General features: G+C 45.0%; 11 protein-coding genes and 1 other RNA gene. 11 read left to right on the top strand and 1 reads right to left on the bottom strand.

Features of this window, described 5'->3' with window-relative positions; translation table 11 throughout:
- Positions 1 to 113: 113 nt before the first annotated feature.
- Positions 114 to 3,461, top strand: a complete 3,348-nt coding sequence (locus G589_RS18605) for a glycosyl hydrolase 53 family protein (RefSeq protein ID WP_051192130.1) — start codon at positions 114 to 116, stop codon at positions 3,459 to 3,461.
- A 514-nt stretch (positions 3,462 to 3,975) separates the two neighbouring features.
- On the opposite strand, the gene G589_RS0102555 is transcribed toward G589_RS18605, so the two are convergent.
- Entirely contained in the window at positions 3,976 to 4,689 is a 714-nt protein-coding gene (locus G589_RS0102555; protein ID WP_081668906.1) for a S1 family peptidase, read from the bottom strand.
- 251 nt (positions 4,690 to 4,940) lie between these two features.
- Here G589_RS0102555 and G589_RS0102550 point away from each other — a divergent pair, with 251 nt between their 5' ends.
- The 10 genes from G589_RS0102550 (at position 4,941) to G589_RS0102505 (ending at position 20,817) form a co-directional block, all read left to right on the top strand.
- Complete coding sequence (locus G589_RS0102550) at positions 4,941 to 6,653, top strand: vWA domain-containing protein (protein WP_035775098.1); 1,713 nt, start codon at positions 4,941 to 4,943, stop codon at positions 6,651 to 6,653.
- 47 nt (positions 6,654 to 6,700) lie between these two features.
- Positions 6,701 to 7,222, top strand: coding sequence for an RNA polymerase sigma factor (locus tag G589_RS0102545; RefSeq protein ID WP_081668905.1), 522 nt, complete (start codon positions 6,701 to 6,703; stop codon positions 7,220 to 7,222).
- Complete coding sequence (locus G589_RS0102540) at positions 7,215 to 7,751, top strand: hypothetical protein (RefSeq protein ID WP_026520988.1); 537 nt, start codon at positions 7,215 to 7,217, stop codon at positions 7,749 to 7,751. Before G589_RS0102545 ends, G589_RS0102540 begins: the two co-directional genes overlap by 8 nt.
- 17 nt (positions 7,752 to 7,768) lie before the next feature.
- Positions 7,769 to 8,246, top strand: an RNA gene (gene rnpB, locus G589_RS20870) — RNase P RNA component class A.
- Between the two features lie 91 nt (positions 8,247 to 8,337).
- A complete protein-coding gene (locus tag G589_RS0102530) occupies positions 8,338 to 10,746 on the top strand; it encodes a glycoside hydrolase family 3 protein (RefSeq protein WP_026520986.1) in 2,409 nt (802 codons plus the stop codon).
- Between the two features lie 24 nt (positions 10,747 to 10,770).
- Positions 10,771 to 13,488, top strand: coding sequence for a GH36-type glycosyl hydrolase domain-containing protein (locus G589_RS0102525; protein ID WP_026520985.1), 2,718 nt, complete (start codon positions 10,771 to 10,773; stop codon positions 13,486 to 13,488).
- 20 nt (positions 13,489 to 13,508) lie between these two features.
- Positions 13,509 to 16,577 (top strand): hypothetical protein, encoded by a 3,069-nt coding sequence (locus G589_RS0102520; protein WP_035775095.1) that lies wholly within the window; start codon positions 13,509 to 13,511, stop codon positions 16,575 to 16,577.
- Positions 16,578 to 16,605: 28 nt separating this feature from the next.
- A complete protein-coding gene (gene truA / locus G589_RS0102515; RefSeq protein ID WP_026520983.1) occupies positions 16,606 to 17,358 on the top strand; it encodes a tRNA pseudouridine(38-40) synthase TruA in 753 nt (250 codons plus the stop codon).
- 108 nt (positions 17,359 to 17,466) lie between these two features.
- Positions 17,467 to 19,080, top strand: coding sequence for a DUF5722 domain-containing protein (locus tag G589_RS0102510; RefSeq protein ID WP_026520982.1), 1,614 nt, complete (start codon positions 17,467 to 17,469; stop codon positions 19,078 to 19,080).
- A 15-nt stretch (positions 19,081 to 19,095) separates the two neighbouring features.
- Complete coding sequence (locus G589_RS0102505; protein WP_026520981.1) at positions 19,096 to 20,817, top strand: ArnT family glycosyltransferase; 1,722 nt, start codon at positions 19,096 to 19,098, stop codon at positions 20,815 to 20,817.
- The last annotated feature ends 34 nt before the right edge of the window (positions 20,818 to 20,851 follow it).

Below are 20,851 nucleotides of genomic sequence, written 5' to 3'. Positions count from 1 at the left end.
GTTCTCTTTTTTACGTTAAAATCTATGGTTGCTCGAGATTTTAGTTTTTGCGCAATTGGTTGCGCAAAAGGGTATGGCAGAGAACTATACAAACAATAATCGGGAGGAACAATATGAAAGGGAAAACGTTCAAAAGATCGTTGTCAGCAGTGATGACAGCGGCTATGGTGCTTAGTAATGTGTCAGGTGTAACGGTCTTTGCAAAGACGGGAGAAACTGAGAGCGAAGCAGTAACTCTGGCTAACTCCGATATGTCTTTTGACATATGGGGCGATGATGCCGGCTGGAAAGTAGATGTTGATGACTGGGATGCAACCGGAGCCAGCATTAAGACATTTGCCTATTCATCAGATGAGTGGATGAATAAGCCATCAGATGAGTCGGACAATGGTGTGAATTTCTGGTTTGGAAACGGTGATGGAGTTCTTACATTCTCGCAGGATGCAGAGCTTGAGGCAGGTGACTACACTCTTACAGCCGAGGCTATGGGCGAGGGTGCAGATTTCTATGTATCAGCAGATGACACAGATGGTGAAAAGACATCTCTCACCGGCTATAACAACTGGCTGACATCAAGTCTTGATTTTACTGTAGAAGAGAGCAAGTCAGTTACCGTAAAGGCTGCATTTGATGTGGCAAAGGATGGTTGGGGATATTTGAACAGCGTTAAGCTTGTTAAGAAGGCTGAAGGCACTTCTGACAAGGATGATAATGATGATGAAAATACCGGTGATGATAACACAGGCAGTGACAACACCGGTGATACAAATAGTGAAGAAACAGAGTGGAAAGCTACTACTCTTGTTTCTAACGGTGATTTCGAGAGCGGCGATGCTTCTTCATGGGATGTGGAGATGGCAGATGCTGACGGCGACAGCGTTGGAACATTGGTTAAGGCTGATCAGTATGCAACAGGAAATGCCACTAATTTCTTTAATTATTGGAATAACGCTTCGGAGAGTAAAGCTCTTTTGCTGAGTCAGACTCTTACTTCCGTTCCTGCAGGAACTTACAAGTTGTCAATCTCTCTCGAGGGAGCAGAGGCAGAGACAGGGCTTACTCTTAAGGCAGAGGATAGTCAGGGACAGGAGCTTGCAACTGTAGCGCTTGGTGCAACAAAGGGATGGAACAACTGGTACAGTCTGGAGAGTGATGAGTTTGAGATAGCAGAAGATGGCGATGTTAAGCTTACGATTGCAGGTGATGTTCCCGGATCATACTGGGGAGATTTTGATAATGTGAGCCTCCTTACTCTTTCGGCTAAGGAAGAAGACACATCTGTGGAAGCTCCTATATATGTTGAGAAGGTGTCAGCAGCTGACGTGGACTTTATTACAGGGATTGATGTAAGTTCATATGTTTCAGAGAAGAACAGCGGCGTTAAGTTCTATGACTACGATGGCAATGAATTATCAGATCAGGGATTCTTTGATTTCCTTGCTGAGTGTGGCGTTAACTATGTAAGAATCCGTGTTTGGAATGATCCGACCGATGGAAACGGAAACTATTACGGCGGCGGAAACTGTGATCTGGAAGTTGCAAGAAAGATTGGCGTATGGGCTTCAAATGCCGGCATGAAGGTTCTGATTGATTTCCACTATTCAGATTTCTGGGCAGATCCCGGCAAGCAGACTGCTCCTAAGTCAATGGCATCTATGAGCGTTGATGAGAAGGCAGAGGCAATTGAGGAGTTTACAACTACGAGTCTTGAGAGCCTTATCGATAGCGGCGTAAATGTTGGCATGGTTCAGATCGGTAACGAGACCAACAACGGCGTTGCAGGAGAGAAGACCTGGGCGAACATGGCCAAGATATTCTCTGCAGGAAGTAAAGGTGTAAGGACTGTTGCTTCTAAGAAAGACAAGCAGATCCTTGTTGCAGTTCATTTCACAAATCCTGAGACCAGCGGAAGATACGCAGGTTATGCTGCAAATCTTGAGAAGTATGAAGTTGATTATGATGTATTTGCTTCTTCATATTATCCATACTGGCATGGAACTTTGGACAATCTGAATTCAGTTCTTTCAGATATTGCAAATACTTATGACAAGATGGTGATGGTTGCTGAGACCTCCTATGTATACACTCTTGAGGATGGCGACGGTCATGGAAATACAGAGTATGAAGGCAAGTCCGGAGATGCTTTAAACTATGATGTTTCAGTTCAGGGCCAGGCAAACTCTGTAAGAGCAGTTGTTAACACAGTTGCAAATGTAAAGAACGGTATCGGTGTATTTTACTGGGAGCCTGCATGGATTCCGGTTCAGGTTTATGACGAGGATGCTGATAATGCAGCAGAGATTCTTGCTCAGAACAAGCAGATCTGGGAGACATACGGAAGCGGCTGGGCAAGCTCTTATTCAGGAGCATATGACAAGGACGCAGCTGACTGGTACGGCGGATCAGCAGTTGATAACGAGGCATGGTTTGATTTCACCGGACATCCGCTTGATTCTGCAAGGATATTTAACTACATCAGAACAGGTGCTACAGCTCCTATAGTTGTGACTTCAGTCAAGGTAGATGCTGTTACTGTTGAGATTGGGCAGGATATTGTACTTCCTGAAGTTGCTACCGTTTCTTATTCAGATGGAACTACTAAGGAGCTTCCGGTAACCTGGAATACAGATGAGCTGGATGCGGCAGTTACTGCAGGTGTTGGTTCTTATGAGATCAGTGGAAGCGTAGCACTTGATGATGAGGATAGTAGTGAAGTTAAGTGTGCTCTTACAATAAATCCTGTTAATAATGTTAAGAATCCGGGATTTGAAGATTCTGACATGACCATGTGGACTATCACAGATGCTAATTCTTGTGTGGGCAGACAGGCTGATTCCAGCAACGTTCGCACAGGTTCATACTGCCTCAAGTTCTGGGATGATGCTGATATTGATTACACAGCAGAGCAGACAGTTACTCTTGACGCAGGTATCTACAAGCTCGGAACTTATATCGAGGGCGGAGATGCAGGAGATTCTGCAGAGTTCCTGGTTTACGCCAAGGTTAATGGCGGCGAAGAGTATTCAGTTCAGACCGGTGTAACAGGCTGGCAGAACTGGGCTAATCCTGAAGTTACAGATATTAAGGTTTCCGAGGATGGCACTGAGGTCGTTATTGGAGTCAGTGTAAAGGCACAGGCAGGTGCTTGGGGAGCATGGGATGATTTCTATCTCTACAGGACAGGTGATGTAGAGGCGGTAGAACCGGAAGACCCTACTAATCCGGATGAGCCGGGTAACCCTGATGATCCCGGAAATATTGATGAGCCGGAAGATCCTACAAATCCGGATGATCCAGGAAATCCTGATGAGCCGGGCAATGACGAGAAGCCTGACGATGGCAATAATAATCACATTATAGTGGTTCCTGTTGTGAAGACTATTGTTGCAGTTGTGAAGACTGTTACTAAGGTGCTTGCTTCAGTTGCTAAGGCTATTAGCAGGATATTTAGATGGTTTTGATTTGATATAGTGTAAGTGTAGATGTGCAGATATGCTGCATGCATTATGAAAGGCTGAATCCGTGAGGGTTCAGCCTTTTGTGCGGCGACTTCTGTTTCATTGCGGTCTAAATTACATCACACCGCGCCTATATATGTACGGTGGTTGGAAACGGAATTTCGACCACCCCACAACTCACTTCCATATAAAAAATAGTTGGAAATTTCAAAAAGGGTTTTGTGGTCAGGCAATGGTATTCACCCAAAACCACATCACATGATATCCGTAGGCCGGTAGTTGTGATGCAGGGAAAGCGTTAGGCATGAAGTTTTTTGATTCTGGCCCATGAATAGCTTTTGTAATTTCCAACTATTTTTCATATGGAGCATTTTTGTGATGCATTTCAAAAACAGAATCATACCATGGAGCTCATATAGCTGCTGTTGTTATGCAGTCAGACAAGCCAAATCTTCAAATGTAGAAATTTCAGTTTCTTAGTGGCAAAAACATATCTGCTTGGTGGAATAAAATCATCTTAGTAAAGATATGCATCCTTTATAGAATCGGCATCCAGACACACAGCCTCTGCTTCATCAGAACCTCCAAGCAGTATACCAAGATAGTGGCCGCCCTCATCAAACATACCTGTACCTGACATGCCCGGAGTAACAGCGCAGTAGCAGTAGATCATTTCCATGCCGAAATCTTCGGCATAAACAGAAGGGGAAGCAATGCTTCCTGCATAGATATCACCGGTATTAGCATCTACAAAGTAGATGGTCTGGCCCGGAAGTAAAGTATTATCGGATTTGACATTGTTACTTGATTCAGAAGAAATGTTTTTGTCTGATGTAAAGTCGAAAATAGAATAGTGATCATCAGATACAGTACCCTTATCTATGCTCAAAAAGACAATATCAAGAGTATCAGAGTCTTTTAGAATAGTTGCTTCGCATGACTCCCGATCATCAAATGTCACCACAATCTCATCTGAAACTCCACCATAGTAATCCTCAAGCACATGCATTGCAGTAACTATGATAACAGAGCTCTCATCGCTGCCATAAACGGTTCCGCAGCCATAGTGATCTCCGCAGCTCACAGAGACGCAAAGCTTCTTTATATCAATCGCATCAACCATTTCAGTCTGATTCTCTAAATTTCCATTATTTACTTTCTGGGACCAAACGCCTGCAAAAGCCGCAGCAACAAGCAAAAGCCCCATAACTATCCCAAGTATTTTCTTCATAATAAATCATTATACAGCAAACATAGTATTATTTGTTTGCTTCCGTCATTAGCACACTAATACGATGATTATCAAATCTACGATATAGGGGTGTCGGCCTAGATGAAGATAAATTTTGAGTCAGGCTGACAAAACAAATTTAAGGCCCAAAAATTTCAAAAAAATTTTCAAATCTTTGCAACATTCCTCCACCTACATTTGTGTATAGGTTAGAAGGGCAAAAAACTTGCCATAAATCGGAGGGAAAAATTATGAAAAAGAATTACAACAGGTCATTATCGTTACTATTAACAGCAGGCATGATGGCAGGAGCACTTGCAGGGTGTGGGCAGACATCGGCTACACAGACTTCTCCGCAGGTTTACACCGATACATCTGCGGAGGTTTATGAAAGCCCGGCTTCAGCTTATGAAAGCGAAGCAGCTCCGGTCTGTGAAGAGCCTTTGTTAGGCGCAGAGAGAAAAGGAATATTTGATGCATTCAGCTCATCTGACAATGCGAGTGAATCTACATATTCTTACACAGCGCCGGATTATCCTGATATTACTGTTGTCCCTAAGTACAACACAGAATCCTATGACAAGCCTGATGAGAACGGATTCTTCATTACACAGGGACAGCCTCTTTCAACCTTTGCAGCAGATGTAGATACAGCATCCTATGCAAACATCAGAAGAATGATCGAGTCGGGATATCGCTCATCTGACATCAGTCCCGCAGCAGTAAGACCCGAGGAGTTCATCAACTATTTCTCCTACGACTTAAACGGACCCAAGAGGGGAGAGAAGTTTGGGGTAACTACAGAAGTTGCAACCTGCCCATGGAATGAAGAGCACCAGCTTATGTTCGTTGGTGTAAAGGCAGAGGATAAGCTTGACGGCGAGATTCCAAAGAGCAACCTGGTTTTCCTTATCGACGTATCAGGTTCTATGGATTCCAAGAACAAGCTCCCTCTTCTTCAGAAGGCATTCAGGGATCTTGTGGACAATCTTCCTGATGAAGGAACAGTTTCAATCGTAACCTATGCCAGCAGAGAGGCTGTAATCCTCGATGGTGTCAGCATGGCCGATAAAAAGACAATTAAGAACGCCATAAGTAATCTTGATGCAGGCGGATCAACAGCAGGCGAAGCAGGCATGGAAATGGCATACAGAATCGCAAAAGACAATTTCATCGAGGGCGGAAACAACCGCGTTATCATGGCAACCGACGGTGATCTCAATGTAGGTATCTCTGATCCTGACGATCTTGAGAGATTTATCAAGGCAAAAAAGGATGACGGCATTTACCTCTCAGTTCTTGGCTTTGGCGATGGCAATTACAAGGACGATGCACTTCAGTCACTTGCTGATTACGGTAACGGAAATTATTCATACATCGACTGCGAAGCAGAGGCACACAAGGTTCTTGTTGATGAGATGAGTTCAACTCTTGTAACTGTTGCAAAAGACGTTAAGTTCCAGGTTGAGTTCAATCCCGCAGTTGTCAATGCATACAGACTTATCGGCTATGAGAACAGAGTAATGGACGCTGTAGATTTCAATAACGATAAGAAGGACGGCGGAGAAGTTGGCTCAGGTCACACAGTAGTAGCGCTCTATGAGATCATCCCTGTAGGCGCACAGTCAGCAATCGACCTTAAGTATCAGCAGGTTGAATCAAGTGCAGTAGATACAGGTTCCGATGACTTTGCAACCATCAAGATCCGTTACAAAGAGCCTGATGAGGACAAGTCACAGCTTCTTACCTTTGTTGCAGATAAAGAGAAGTTCACAGAAAAGCCCAGTGACAACCTTGCTTTTGCAGGTCTTGTATCAGAGTTTGCAATGCTTCTTTCAGAGAGTGATTACTCAGGAACCATCGAGTTTGCAGATATCATGAAGGCTTACAAAGAACTTGATTATACAGATGATTACAGAGAAGAGTTCTACGATCTTGTAAGAATGATGGCAAAGAGAAGCTGATATGTTATACTATCTCCCGAGGGTGCAATGTCCTCGGGGAGATAGATATGTTTCGATTTGTATTCAGGTTTTTAAGTTTATTTTGCGGAGGACCACCGCCGGAGAGTGTGGTAGAAGTTATGGACAAGCATGGGGACAGGATTCTTCGTGTTGCTTATTCATACCTTCATAATATGGAAGATGCGGAGGATATCCTTCAGGATACACTGATCAAGTATATGCAGAGCAGTCCTGATTTTAACGGGCCCGAACACGAGAAGGCCTGGCTTATCACCGTGGCATCGAACCTCAGCAAGAATAAGATCAAATATAACAAGGTCAGGGAGGCAGATGAGCTTTCGGAGGAACTTGTTGGCAGAGAAGAGCAGGATCTTGCCTTTGTATGGGAGGCTGTTAAGCAGCTTCCTGTTAAGTACAGAGAGGTGGTCCATCTCTTTTACCAGGAAGGTTATTCAACCGGAGAGATAGCAAAGATTCTTGACCGTAAGGAGGCGACTGTCAGATCAGACCTTTTAAGAGCAAGGACACAGCTTAAAAATATTTTGAAGGAGGCGTACGATTTTGAGTAAGTATCAAGAAGTAATGGATCATATTAAAGTCGACGACGAGATGAAAAAGCGCATCCTTCAGAATGTTGAGAAGCAACAGGAGGAAGCTCCAAAGGAAGTCGACACCCCTAAGGCTAAGGTCGTGCCATTTAGGAGATACGCAGCAATAGCAGCAACCTTTGCAGTTTTACTGCTTGGAAGCTATGCAGTTTCGCAGGTTACCGGCGGCATCACAAACACAAGCAGCTCAACGTCACTCTATGAGCCTGCTATGGATGCAGCATCCGAAGCGCCTGCCATGGAAGAGGCAGCAGAACCTACATATTCTAATAAAGATGAAGCTCCCGTGAAGGCAGAGGATTCAGCGCAGGTAAATGCTCCGGAGCAGACAGAAGCTCTTGAGCCGGCAGCAGCACCTGTAGTTAGCGCAGAAGATGAGCTACCTATACTAGGCTCCGGTCGTCCGATAGGAGCAGTGGTTGTAACAGTACTTATAGCTGCATTTGTCCTGACTGCAATAATAATGTTTGTTATAAAAAGAAAAAGATGATATAATGTGACTCCTAATGAGCAGGATGGATGATCGCTGCCGCACAGACGAAAGGGTGCGGGAGAGGAAAGTCCGGGCTTCGCAGGGCAGGATGCCAGATAACGTCTGGTGGAGGCAACTCCCAGGATAGTGCAACAGAGATATACCGCGTTAGCAATGAGGCGGGCGACCATGACAAGATGGGACATATTCACGCTTGCGTGATATATGTCACAGATTGGCATGGGCATGCGGCGAATGCCGCGTAACGAGGAATGTGTGCATTCCGAGTGACCGCCGGGCCCCGCTAGCGTAAGGGTGGAAAGGCAGTGTAAGAGACTACCGTGCTGGTGGTAACATCAGTAGCCATGTAAACCCCATCCGAAGCAAGACCGAAAAGAGAGCCATGAGCCGGCCCGGTTCGCTCTCAGGTGGGTCGCTTGAGGCTGTTGGTGACAGCAGTCCTAGATAGATGATCATTCACGACATAACCCGGCTTATAGTTCTGCTCATTTATAGAAATTTCACACCTTCATAGAAAAAAAGCTCTTTTCATACCATTTAAACATGGTAAAATGTGGCTATATTCTATGGAGGTGTATTTTTTATGCAAAAATGGGCAAGACTTAATTATCAGCCTGCTCTTCCGCTAAGAGGAGACAGGAGAATAACAGGAAGTAGTGAGCACATTGCAGTATCCAGAAAGGCAGCCCAGGAGGGAATGGTTCTTTTAAAGAACGACGGTACACTTCCTCTTAGCTCAGATAAAAAGCTTGTCCTTATGGGCAAGGCAGCCGTTGACTACGTAAAAGGAGGCGGCGGTTCAGGCGATGTTTACTGTGCCTATATACATTCTTTGTACGACGGCCTTAAGTCTAAGGGCGTCTCAGTCTATGAACCCCTGATCGATCTATATAAAGAAGAAATGAAAAAGCAGTATGATTCCGGAAGAGTTCCCGGAATGACTGAAGAAGTTCCTGTTCCTGCGGATATGCTTAAGGATGCAGCAGCATTTTCAGATACTGCTATTGTTATGATATGCAGATTTTCCGGCGAGGGCTGGGATCGCAGCAGCATTGAGTGCAATCAGGAGTTTAATCCTTGGCCTCAGAGCAGAAGCATGCCTTCCTTCTCATCGGAGATCTTCCCTGACGGAGATTTTTATCTTAATGCCGGGGAGAAAGAGATGATAAAGGCAGCCAAGGAGAACTTTAGGAATGTCATCGCTGTCCTTAACGTTGGCGGAATCATCGATTGCAGTTTCATCGCAGGAGATGATGCCATAAATGCTGCTCTTTACATGAACCAGGGAGGAATGGAAGGCGGAGATGCAGCAGCTGACATTCTTCTCGGAGAGGTTAACCCTTCAGGTAAGCTTGCAGATACCTTTGCTGCAAGGCTTGAGGACTATCCTTCAACAGAGAACTTCCATGAGTCCTTTGATTATGTTGAATACACAGAGGACGTCTATGTTGGATACAGATATTTCGAGACCATTCCCGGAGCGAGGGATAAGGTTATCTATCCCTTCGGATACGGTCTTTCTTATACAACCTTTGACATCACAGTTACCGGGGCAAAAGAGCTTGAGGATAGCTTCAGTTTTGATGTAAAGGTTACAAACACAGGAAAAGCCTCAGGTAAGGAAGTTGTTCAGCTCTACTTCAAGGCTCCACAGGGCAAGCTCGGTAAGCCCGAGAGATCACTTGGCGACTTCGTCAAGACAAAAGAGCTGTCAGCCGGCGAGAGTCAGGACATAACTCTTACAGTTACAAAGAAAGCAATGGCTTCCTATGATGACCTCGGCAAGGTAGCAGATGCATGCTACGTTCTCGAGAAGGGAAGCTACGAGTTCTTTATCGGAAACAGCGTAAGAGATGCGAAGAAGACTGACTTTACCTGGGAGAATGCTGAGGACATCACTGTAGAGAAACTCAGCCACAAGGCAGGTCCCGTATCTCTTAAGAAGAGAATGCTATCAGATGGCAGCTACGAGGAACTTCCTCTGGGCGCAGCCAGAGATATAAATGAATGTGTATATGAAAAGATGGAGCCCGGCACAGAAGAGGCCCTTACTCCATTTGTAAGAAGCAGAGAGATGCACTACCTCACAAGGCCTTTTAAGGAGGGTGCTAAGACCTTCTTTGATGTGGCTGAGGGCAAGGTAACTATAGATGAGTTCATGGCACAGCTTTCAGATGAAGACCTTATTCATCTGGTTGGCGGACAGCCAAACACCGGTGTAGGAAACGTATTTGGTATGGGTAACCTTCCTGAATACGGTGTTCCAAATGCTCAGACGGCAGACGGTCCTGCCGGTGTTCGTATTGCTCCCGAGACCGGAGTGCTTACAACAGCTTTCCCATGCTCAACACTTATTGCATGCACATGGAACCGTGAGATTGCTGAGCAGATAGGCTGCGCAGGCGGAGAGGAACTTAAAGAGAACAACCTCTGCGTATGGCTTACACCTGCCATCAACATCCACAGAAATCCTATGTGCGGACGTAACTTTGAGTACTACTCAGAAGATCCTTACCTCACAGGAAGAATGGCAGCAGCCATGGTAAGAGGAATCCAGAGTAACAACGTAGGCGCAAGTGTTAAGCACTTTGCCTGCAACAATAAAGAGACCAACAGAAAGCACAGCGACTCAAGAGTTTCAGAGAGAGCACTCAGAGAAATATATCTGAAGGCCTTTGAGATTATAGTAAAAGAGGCTGAGCCTTACACCATCATGTCTTCCTACAATGCCATCAATGGACAGAGAGCCTCTGAGAACAGAGACCTCCTTACAGGAATCCTTCGCGATGAGTGGGGATATAAGGGAATGGTAACTTCCGACTGGTGGACAAGAGGAGAACACTACAAGGAGATCAAGGCAGGGAACGACCTTAAGATGGCCTGTGGATTCCCTGACAGAGTTAAGAAAGCTATGGAGATGGGCGCTATTACAAGAGCAGATATCGAGCCTTGTGCAAAGCGCATCCTGAGCACTATTTTAAAATTTGACTAACACTTGCTTGAAAGGACAACTAACATGAGCGGATACACATTTACCGGTAAAGGCGGAGACTTCAGGATGGAGAATCCACAGCACAGCAGTGGACTTTACATTCCCGTTGCCGGCAACACCGGCCTTAGAAGTGCGGTTTCACCTGATTTTGGCGGAGATGCCAAGCTTGATCAGAACCACTTCCTTATAGCACCAAAGAGCATTTCCAACCTTCACAGCGACAGAGATACAAGAAACTTTTTCTGCGCCTATGAGGATGGAATCTGGTCAGCCTGCGGAGCATCTGCTATGCAGGAAGCAGAGAGATTTACCGATGCTGAGGACAAGGTGGTTCTTGAAGGCGGACGCATGTGGCAGAAGGTCACAAGGACAGACAAGAAGAGAAACATTACCGCAGAGGTTACAATCTTCTCACTCCTTGATACTCCTTCAGAGATCATGACCGTCAAGATCACCAATGATTCTGACACCGAGACCACTTTTACCCCTGTGGCTGCAATCCCGATCTACGGAAGAAGCGCAGATAACTTAAGAGACCACAGGCATGTAACAGCTCTTTTAAACAGGGCCAAGGTATGTGAGGACGGCGTAGTGGTTAAGCCCACTTTGTCCTTTGATGAGAGAGGCCATCAGATAAACGACACCACATACTTTGTTCTCGGCTCGGGAGCAAACGGAGCAAGGCCTGTAGAATTCATTGCTGATGCGGATCTATTTATCGGTGAGGGCGGAACATTTTTGCGCCCGAGAACCGTTCTTGATATCACCTCTTCTTCATGGAAGAAGGCACCGTTTAACGTTGACGGAAAAGAGATGATAGGAGCCCTTAAGTTTGACAGAGTAACTCTTAAGAAGGGCGAGTCCGTATCATTCAGACTGTCAATCGGCGCAACAACAGATCCGGAAAAAGACATTGCAAACGCTCTTTTAGCTATCACAAAAGCCGAAGATACAGACAAAATCTTTGAAGAAACAAAAGACTACTGGAACAACCTGACAAACATCCACGTAAAGACCGGGGATGCAGGCTTTGATAACTATATGGAATGGATCACCTTCCAGCCACAGCTGCGAAGGATCTACGGCTGCTCATTCCTTCCTCACCACGACTATGGAAGAGGCGGAAGAGGATGGAGAGACTTATGGCAGGACTGCCTTGCACTCCTTCTTACCGATCCCGACGGCGTAAGGAAGATGATCATCGACAACTTTAAGGGCGTAAGATTTGATGGCACCAATGCCACCATCATCGGCGATAAGCCCGGCGAGTTCAAGGCAGACAGAAACGGAATTCCACGTGTGTGGATGGATCACGGATTCTGGCCATTCCTTACACTTAAGCTCTACATGGACCAGACAGGAGATATTGAGATCCTTGGAGAGAATGCTACTTACTTTAAGGATGCTCTTGTTTGCAGAGCTGAGAAGAGAGACGCTGAGTATGGCGAAGGCTACGGCGTTGTTCAGAAGGATAAGAGCGGCGCAGAGTATCAGGGAAGCGTACTTGAGCATATTCTTATTGAGAATGTTTCGGCAATTTATGATGTCGGAGATAACGGCGAGATAAGGCTTCGCGGCGCAGACTGGAACGACGCTCTTGATATGGCAACACACAAGGGAGAGAGCGTTGCCTTCACATGCGGATATGCAGGCAACCTTCTTGATATTGCTAAGTATATAAGACTTTACGGCGAGAGATCAGGCAAGACTACAGCCCCCGTTGCAGCTGAGCTTAAGGAGCTGATCTTTGCTGATGGCGCAGATCTTCTTTCATCACCTGAGAAGAAGAGATCACTTCTTATGAGCTACATGGACAAGGTATCCCATGCAGTTTCAGGAGATAAAGAGGAAATCTCATTAGAAGATATCGCAGCTGCTCTTGAGAAAAAGGCTGAGTTCATGATGAACCAGATAAGAGAAAAAGAGTGGGTAACAGACTCTGAAGGAAACGGCTGGTTCAACGGATATTACGATGACAACGGCAAGAGAGTAGAAGGAGAGTTTGATACTCCGGATGGCAAAAACGTGAGAATGATGCTCACAGGTCAGGTTTTCTCTGTAATGTCAGGCACTGCCAAGGAAGAAAACGTAAAAGAGATCATTAAGAGTGCCGATAAGTACCTCTACAAAGAAGGCATCGGCGGATATCGCTTAAATACAGATTTTAAAGCCCTTAGAACAGACCTCGGAAGAATGTTCGGCTTCTCCTACGGCGATAAGGAGAACGGAGCTGTCTTTTCCCATATGGCAGTTATGTTCGGAAACGCGCTGTACAAGAGGGGCTTTGCGAAGGAAGGTTACAAGGCACTTAACTCACTGTATAAAGCTTCTTCAAACTTTGAAGTCAGCAGGATCTATCCCGGCGTTCCGGAGTACTTTAACGCAGAGGGAAGAGGTCTTTATAACTACCTCACAGGTGCTGCAAGCTGGATGATGATGACTGTTGTTACCCAGAGCTTTGGCGTAAGGGGCGAAGCAGGAGATTTATGCATGCAGCCGGCTCTTTTGGCAGAGCAGTTTGACGATAACGGAATTGCTGCAATAACACTTCCATTCAGGGGAAAAGAGTTCGAGGTAAGATATATCAACTCCGGCAAGAAGGAAGTTGGTGATTATCAGGTGAGCAAGGCTGTTGTCGATGGCAAAGACATGACGGTGGAAGACGGAAAGAGAGCTGTACTTACTGCAGCAGAAATAGACAGCCTTTCTGATGGAAAGCATACAATTGAAGTTTACTTATAATACTTATGAGGAGTGTGTTGATGAAAAACATGAATGAAGTTAAGGACGTAATGAAGGGTTATGGCAAGAAGAGTCCCTTCGCCAGCTTTCTTCCGGGAATTGCCGGAATCAAGGGAACGCCTATCTGGTGCTACTACGTAAACAGGGGACAGGCTGTAGTAAGCTTTGGCGTGCAGGATAAGGATCACAGCATCATGGAGTTCTACCCTGCGCATACAGCTTATCAGAATGTATCAAGAACAGGTTTTAGAACATTCATTAAGACAAATGGAATGGTTTATGAGCCCTTTGTAAAGAATACAGCAAATGCCGATATGGAGATCCATATGAACACCCTTACCATCGAGGATGATGACAGGGAGCATGGCTTTGATGTAAAGGTTAAGTATGCAACTCTTCCGGGTGAGGAGATCGGCGCTCTTATGAGAATGGTGACCATCACCAACACAGGAGCAGAGGCTCGTGAGCTTGAAGTCCTCGACGGAATGCCTGCACTTATTCCTTACGGCTGCATGATGGATGTAATGAAGAACATGGTTCAGACCACCAAGGCATACATGCAGGTTGAGGATGCCGACAAGAAGAGACCTTTCTTCAGGGTAAGATTCTCCATGGAAGACTCTGCCGTTGTTAAAAAGGTTCCCGGTGGAAACTTCGGTTTTGCTGTTGATGAAGATGGAAATGACCTTCACACAATCGTAGATCCCGGACTTGTATTTGCTTATGACCTCTCTCTTTCAGAGGCTGTAGGTTTTGCAGAAACAGGCTTTGACGAGCTTGTGACCAAAGAGCAGAACGTATCAAACGAGTTCCCGACATGCTTCTTTGCGGGGAAAAAGACTCTTAGCAGCGGAGAGAGCATGACTCTTTACGAGCTCATCGGACAGGTAAGAAACAAGGATATCTTTGATGATTTCCTTAAAAGAGATATTGACCCCAAGTATTTTGAAGAGAAGTTTGAAGAGGCTGAGAGGCTCACAGACGAGCTTACAGCAGATGTTGCAACATCAACTGCAAACAAGGCCTTCGACGACTACACAAGATATAACTACATGGATAACGTTCTCAGAGGAGGTAAGCCAATCTCACTTCCCGGAGGACATACTTTCTATGTATATTCCAGAAAGCACGGCGATCTTGAGAGAGATTACAACTACTTCTCAATGTCACCCGAGTTCTATTCACAGGGCAACGGTAACTTCAGAGACGTCAATCAGAACAGAAGATGCGATACATTCTTCAGCCGCATAGTCGGTGATGAGAACATAAAGAGATTCTATTCACTTATTCAGATGGACGGATACAATCCGCTTAAGATCGAGCAGCTCAGGTTCACTGTAAACCCGAATGTCCTTGGTGAAGTTGAGCTTAAGCAGCCATTCACACCGGGTGAGCTGGTTTCTGCAATCAAGGATTCCATGAAGGGAATCTCCGACAGGGAGTGCGAAGAGATCTTTTCCAAGGTGATGGAGAAGGCTACAGAGACCATCAACGGCGACTTCGGTGAGGGTTACTGGTCAGATCACTGGACTTACAACCTCGACCTTATTGAGGACTTCCTTGAGGTATATCCTGACAAGGAAAAAGAGCTTTTGGTAGACACAAGGGTTAAAGCCTTTGAGGCAAAGGTAGAGATCCTTCCAAGACATAAGAAATACGAGGAGACTGAGAACGGTCTTCGTCAGTACTACTATCTTGCTAAGAGGGATAACGCCAAGAAGGAAGGCAGCTTTGAGACCTATGCAGAGGGCAGGGACATTGAGATGAGTCTTTTGTCCAAGCTCGTCCTTTTATCAGCATGCAAGTTTGCAGCCCTTGATCCTGAAGGTATGGGCGTTATGATGGAGGGCGGAAAGCCCGGCTGGTACGATGCTCTTAACGGTATGCCGGGAATGTTTGGCTCATCCATGAATGAGAGTTATGAACTCCTTAGAATGATCAGATTTACTAAGAATGCAATTTCAAAGTTTGATGCTGAGATCACACTTCCTACTGACAGTATTGAATTCATCGAGAGTCTTAAGGATATTGAAACAAGATTTACCTCTGATTTTGATCTGTGGGATAACAGAAATGCTGTACTTGAAAGCTATAGAGGAGAGATCTATGGCAAGCTCTTTGATGAAGAGAAGACTATTTCTTCAAAGGAAGCTACAGAGATTCTTAGCCTGATGGAAAAGAGACTTGAAAAGGGCGTATCCAAGGCATTTGACCTTGGCAAGGGAATTGCTCCCGGATATTTCACTTTCGAAGTCCCTGAGTATGACAAGAAGGAAGACGGAATCTATCCAAAGAGCTTCAAGGTTCAGAACGTTCCTTACTTCCTTGAGGGACCTGTAAGATTCTTTAAGCTTGAGAATACTTACGATGAGAAGAAAAAGATCTACGACAGAATTAAAGGCAGTGACCTCTTTGATAAGAAGCTCTCTATGTATAAGGTTAACGCTTCTCTTGAGAACGCAAGCTTTGAGTATGGAAGATGTAAGTCCTTCACACCCGGATGGCTTGAGAATGAGTCAATCTGGCTTCACATGGAGTACAAGTATCTGCTTGAGCTCTTAAGGAGCGGACTCTACAGCGAGTTCTTTGAGGACTTTAAGATGCAGGCAATTCCATTCCTTGATAAGGAAGTTTACGGAAGAAGCACACTTGAGAATTCATCCTTTATTGCCAGCAGCATGAACCCCAACAAGGCTATCCACGGAAAAGGCTTTGTTGCAAGACTTTCAGGTTCAACCATTGAGTTTATCAGCATGTGGAAGCTCATGTTCTTTGGTAAGAACATCTTTAAGTGCGAGGATGATAAGCTGGTATTTGCTCCAACTCCTGCGATTCCTGAGTATCTTATTAAGGACGAGGCAGGTAAGTACACTGTTGAGAGCACTCTTTTAGCAGACACAAATATCACTTATGAGATTGATGCAAAGAGTGATGTGATCCCGGGACATTACGAGATCAAGGAAATCTCTGTGGAGTTTGCAAACGGAGATACCAAGACCGTTCAGGGCAGCACAGTATCAGGTGATGATGCGGTGGCTATAAGAGATGGCAAGGCAGTAAGCGTTTGTGTTAAGATTGAAATCAGATAATAAATCTTTAGATTGAGGTTTCCTTTTTATGAAACGCAATTACAAATTTATCATAAGTTATGACGGGACCAGATTTTATGGCTGGGAGAGACAACCCGGGAAAGATATGACGATCCAGGGTAAGCTTGAGTCGGTGCTTTCCAGGATGACTGATGCTCCCAAGGAAGACCCTGTAAATGTCATCGGCGCCGGAAGAACCGACGCAGGTGTTCATGCCAGGGCCATGACAGCCAATGCTGTTCTTGATACTGATATGACAGAGGAAGAGATTCAGGAGTACGTGAATGAGTATCTTCCGGACGATATCAGTGTAAATGAGGTCAAGGCCTGTTCGGAGAGGTTCCATGCAAGATACAATGCTCTTGGAAAGACCTACAGATACACCTGCTGGTATGGAAAGAGTAAACCGGTCTTTGACAGAAAGTATGTGACCATACTTGATAAAAAGCCTGATATAGAAGCCATGAGAAAGGCAGCAGAAGTTCTTGTGGGAACTCATGACTTTAAGAGTTTTTGCGGAAATACCAAGATGAAGAAGTCCACTGTAAGATGCGTGGATACCATCAACATTGAGGAGAGCGGAAACTATATCAGATTCTACTTCCACGGCAATGGATTTTTACAGAACATGGTAAGGATCCTGACCGGAACTCTCTTAGAAGTAGGCTTTGGAAACATAAAACCCGAGGAAATGGAAGAGATATTAAACGCCTGCGACCGTCAGAAGTCCGGTCCCACAGCACCTCCTCAGGGCCTATGTATGATGAAAGTTGATTATTGATAAACACTATGACCCCGGCTCTTTGGAGCCGGGGTTGTTGATATTTCGACTATTTTTCGGTATCATAAAAATACTGCAGAATTTAAAAAATTCGAAATGAGGGGTTATATGAATAAGAGAATCTTTTCATCACTTTCCATGGCAGTCGCTACGGCTGTTCTTGCTCTAAGTGTCTTTTCTTCTGTGCCGATTAAGGCAGAGGCTGAAGGAAAAGGTGCAGTTACCATCAATTCAGTTTCAATTTCCGGAGAAAGTGTAATAGTTAATGTTTCTGCTTCGGACCTTCCGTCAAGTGACGATGGAACTTTTTATCTCTTTGCGGAAAAGCCGTATCAGGGTGCGCCGGCAGGTGCTCCTATTGCATCGCTTCCTATTTCGGGAAGTGCTGTTTTTTCTGTGCCACTGGGATACCAGACCACAAGCTGCAGACTCTACGATAAATTCCAGGTTGCTGTAAAACAGGGTGGATCTTTCGTAGCTGTTGCCGGAGCCAAGTATATAACCAATCCTGAAGCCCTTGCGGGAGGCAGTTCACAAGCCAGAAAGAATAACGGCAAGAAGGGCCTTATTCTTGATGGTGCCAAGATCGGAAACGGTAATAATGAAGTTGTTCAGCTCGGTGTTCAGCAGGGAGCTTACAACATAAATCTTACTGACATCATCGGCGGAAACGGCGGTGTTCAGTACGGATATAACGGAAAGACCTATTACTTTGATTCTGCATATTTGAGTCAGTATGACCACTGCGTAAGGACCAGTACAAACCAGGGAATGGGCATGACCATGGTTCTTCTCAATCCCTATTCACGCGGTGAAGAGTTCATGATATCACCCACAGCAAGGGGAGGTATCGGCAGAGCACCTTACTATCTCATGAATACCTCAGAGGATAACGGACTTGAATATCTTGAGGCTGTGGTTTCCTTCCTTGCCAGCAGATATAACGGCAAGAACGGATGCGGACAGGTTGATAACTGGGTTATTGCCAATGAGATAAATGCAAAGAATGCCTGGAACTATTCAAGCGTTACGGATCAGATGACCTATGCACAGCTCTATGCAGATTCTGTAAGAGTCTGCTACAATGCAATCAAGAGCAGAAATGCCAACGCTTACGTATGCATCAGCCTTGATCAGAACTGGACCAGGATCCACAACGGATCTTACTTTTCGGCAAGAAGCATGCTTGATGCCATCAACGCATGCATTACAGCACAGGGCAATATCGACTGGTGTCTTGCTGAGCATCCGTACAATTATCCCATGAACTGGACGAGCTTCTGGACACCTAAGAATCCGGCTATGGTTACCCACAGTATTGACACTCCTTTCATTTCGATGGAAAATATAGAGCAGCTGACAGATTACATGTGTCAGCCGGCTTTTAGAAACAGTAAGGGCGCTGTGAGACCGATTCTTTTGACTGAGGTCGGATATTCCTCAACCCAGGGAGAGGAAGCGCAGGCAGCAGCCATTGTATACGCTTATCAGAGATGCGTTACCAATCAGTATATCAAGCTTATAACCTTCAACAGGCAGACTGACTATCCGGTGGAGATTGCGCAGGGATTGTCACTGGGCCTTACAAGAACAGACGGTTCACATAAGCTCTCCTGGGAATTCTACCAGCAGATGAATGGCGGGAATGCCGGTGCATACATTGGCAGAGCGGCATCCTATATGGGCATTACTGACTGGAACGCTGCAATGCATGCCAGATAAAAAGGAAGAATCATAATGCGAGTAATCGATTATTACAACTATATAGCTACAGCTGCTTACATCCTTATGGGTGTGGCAGCTGTATTTTTGTATTTCAAGGGAAGGAAAAATGAGAAGCCGGGTATCTCTGACAGGGCATCCGGTATCATCTTTTTACTGATCATGATAGTGGCAGCAGCTGTAAGGCTATATAAGCTCGGAGAAATTCCTCTTGGTCTTCAGCAGGATGAGGCATCTATCGGTTACGATGCCTATACACTTGCAACCTTCGGCATAGACAGAAACGGATATCACTGGCCAATGTACCCTATAACCTGGGGGTGCGGCGGAGGAAGTCCTCTTCTTATTTATTTGAATGTCATTTCAATTTCTCTGTTTGGCCCGTCAATCAGGAATCTCAGAATGATACCGGCAGTATGCGGAATCCTTACGGTAGCTCTTTTCTACGCAGTATTAAGGCTCACCTTGGAGGGTAGGAGATTCAGAAACGAGTTATCACTTCTTGGAGCAGGCTTTCTTGCAATCTGCCCATGGCATGTGATCCTCTCAAGATGGAGTCTTGACTGTAACATCATGCCCTTTAACATGATGCTTTCCTTCTGGCTTTTTATGCTTGGAGTCAAGAAGAAAAAAGGTCTGTTCTATTGCCTCAGCGCAGCATCTTTTGCAGTCTGCATGTACAGCTATGGGGCTGCTACAATCGTAGTTCCAATTCTCCTTCTTTGCCTTTGCTTATATGGCTTAAAGACAAAGATATTCACCTGGAGAGACGTGATAGCATCCTTTGTGACTTTCATGGTGGTGTTTGCGCCTCTGATGCTGTTCTATGCTGTGAACTATCTGGGACTTCCCGAGATTGTCACAGATTTTATCTGCTTTAACAAGTTTACCGCCGCAAGAACCGGAGAGGCGTTTATAGCTTTTGACGGTGCGTTTTTCAGCAAAGTTTTAAACAACTTAAAACTCATGATCCTTGGAGTTTCCGTTGGATATGACAAATTTACACTTGCTCATTTTTATCCCGGATATGCATCACTGTTTGAGTTTACATTCCCGGTTACTTTCATAGGTCTTTTCATCAGCATTAAGCATCTTATTACGGGGAAAGATGAATCGGGTGAGCTTACAGTTCAGTACAGAATCGGAAGTATGCTCTTTATGTCTGCTGTGATAGGTTCTCTCGTACTTGATATCATAATAAAACCTGATATAAACAGGCTGGTTATGCTGTTTGTTCCGTTTATATTTTTCTTTGTCATTGGTGCAGGCTTTATTTTAGAGCACGCAAAGAGTATGTTTGTAGCCGTGGCAGGACTTCTGCTGATCGGAGCGCTGTCTTTTACAAAGGATTACTTCACGGATTACAGCCACTATGCACTTAGTATCTATATGCCGGGATATGGCAATGCAATCGAAAGAGCCTATGAGTTGTCAGAAGATAAAAGACAGATCCGCTCGACCTATGAGGGCTTGTCTGCACCCTTTATGCTGGCGCTTTATTACACTGATTATGACCCATATACTTTCTATCAGACTGTAGAATATAAAGACCCTTATGCAGAGTTCAGGATAGCTAAGTCCTTTGGTAATTTTGTATTCGAGCTTCCGGAGGATGTTACTGATGAAAAATATGCCGAAGACATCTTCGTTGTAGCAAGTAGCGAACTGCAACTTTTTGGCGATTTAAGCGCCTATAATGTGGATGATTTTGGTGGGTACTTTGTGGTATACAAATAGTTTCTAAAGAGAATAAGACCTTTCTAAAAAGAGA

It is taken from the genome of Butyrivibrio sp. VCB2001 (assembly GCF_000423965.1).
In the GTDB taxonomy this organism is placed as follows: Bacteria; Bacillota; Clostridia; order Lachnospirales; family Lachnospiraceae; genus Butyrivibrio.
Note: the sequence above shows the minus strand (reverse complement) of the source record. Positions and strands in the feature narration are given on the sequence as shown.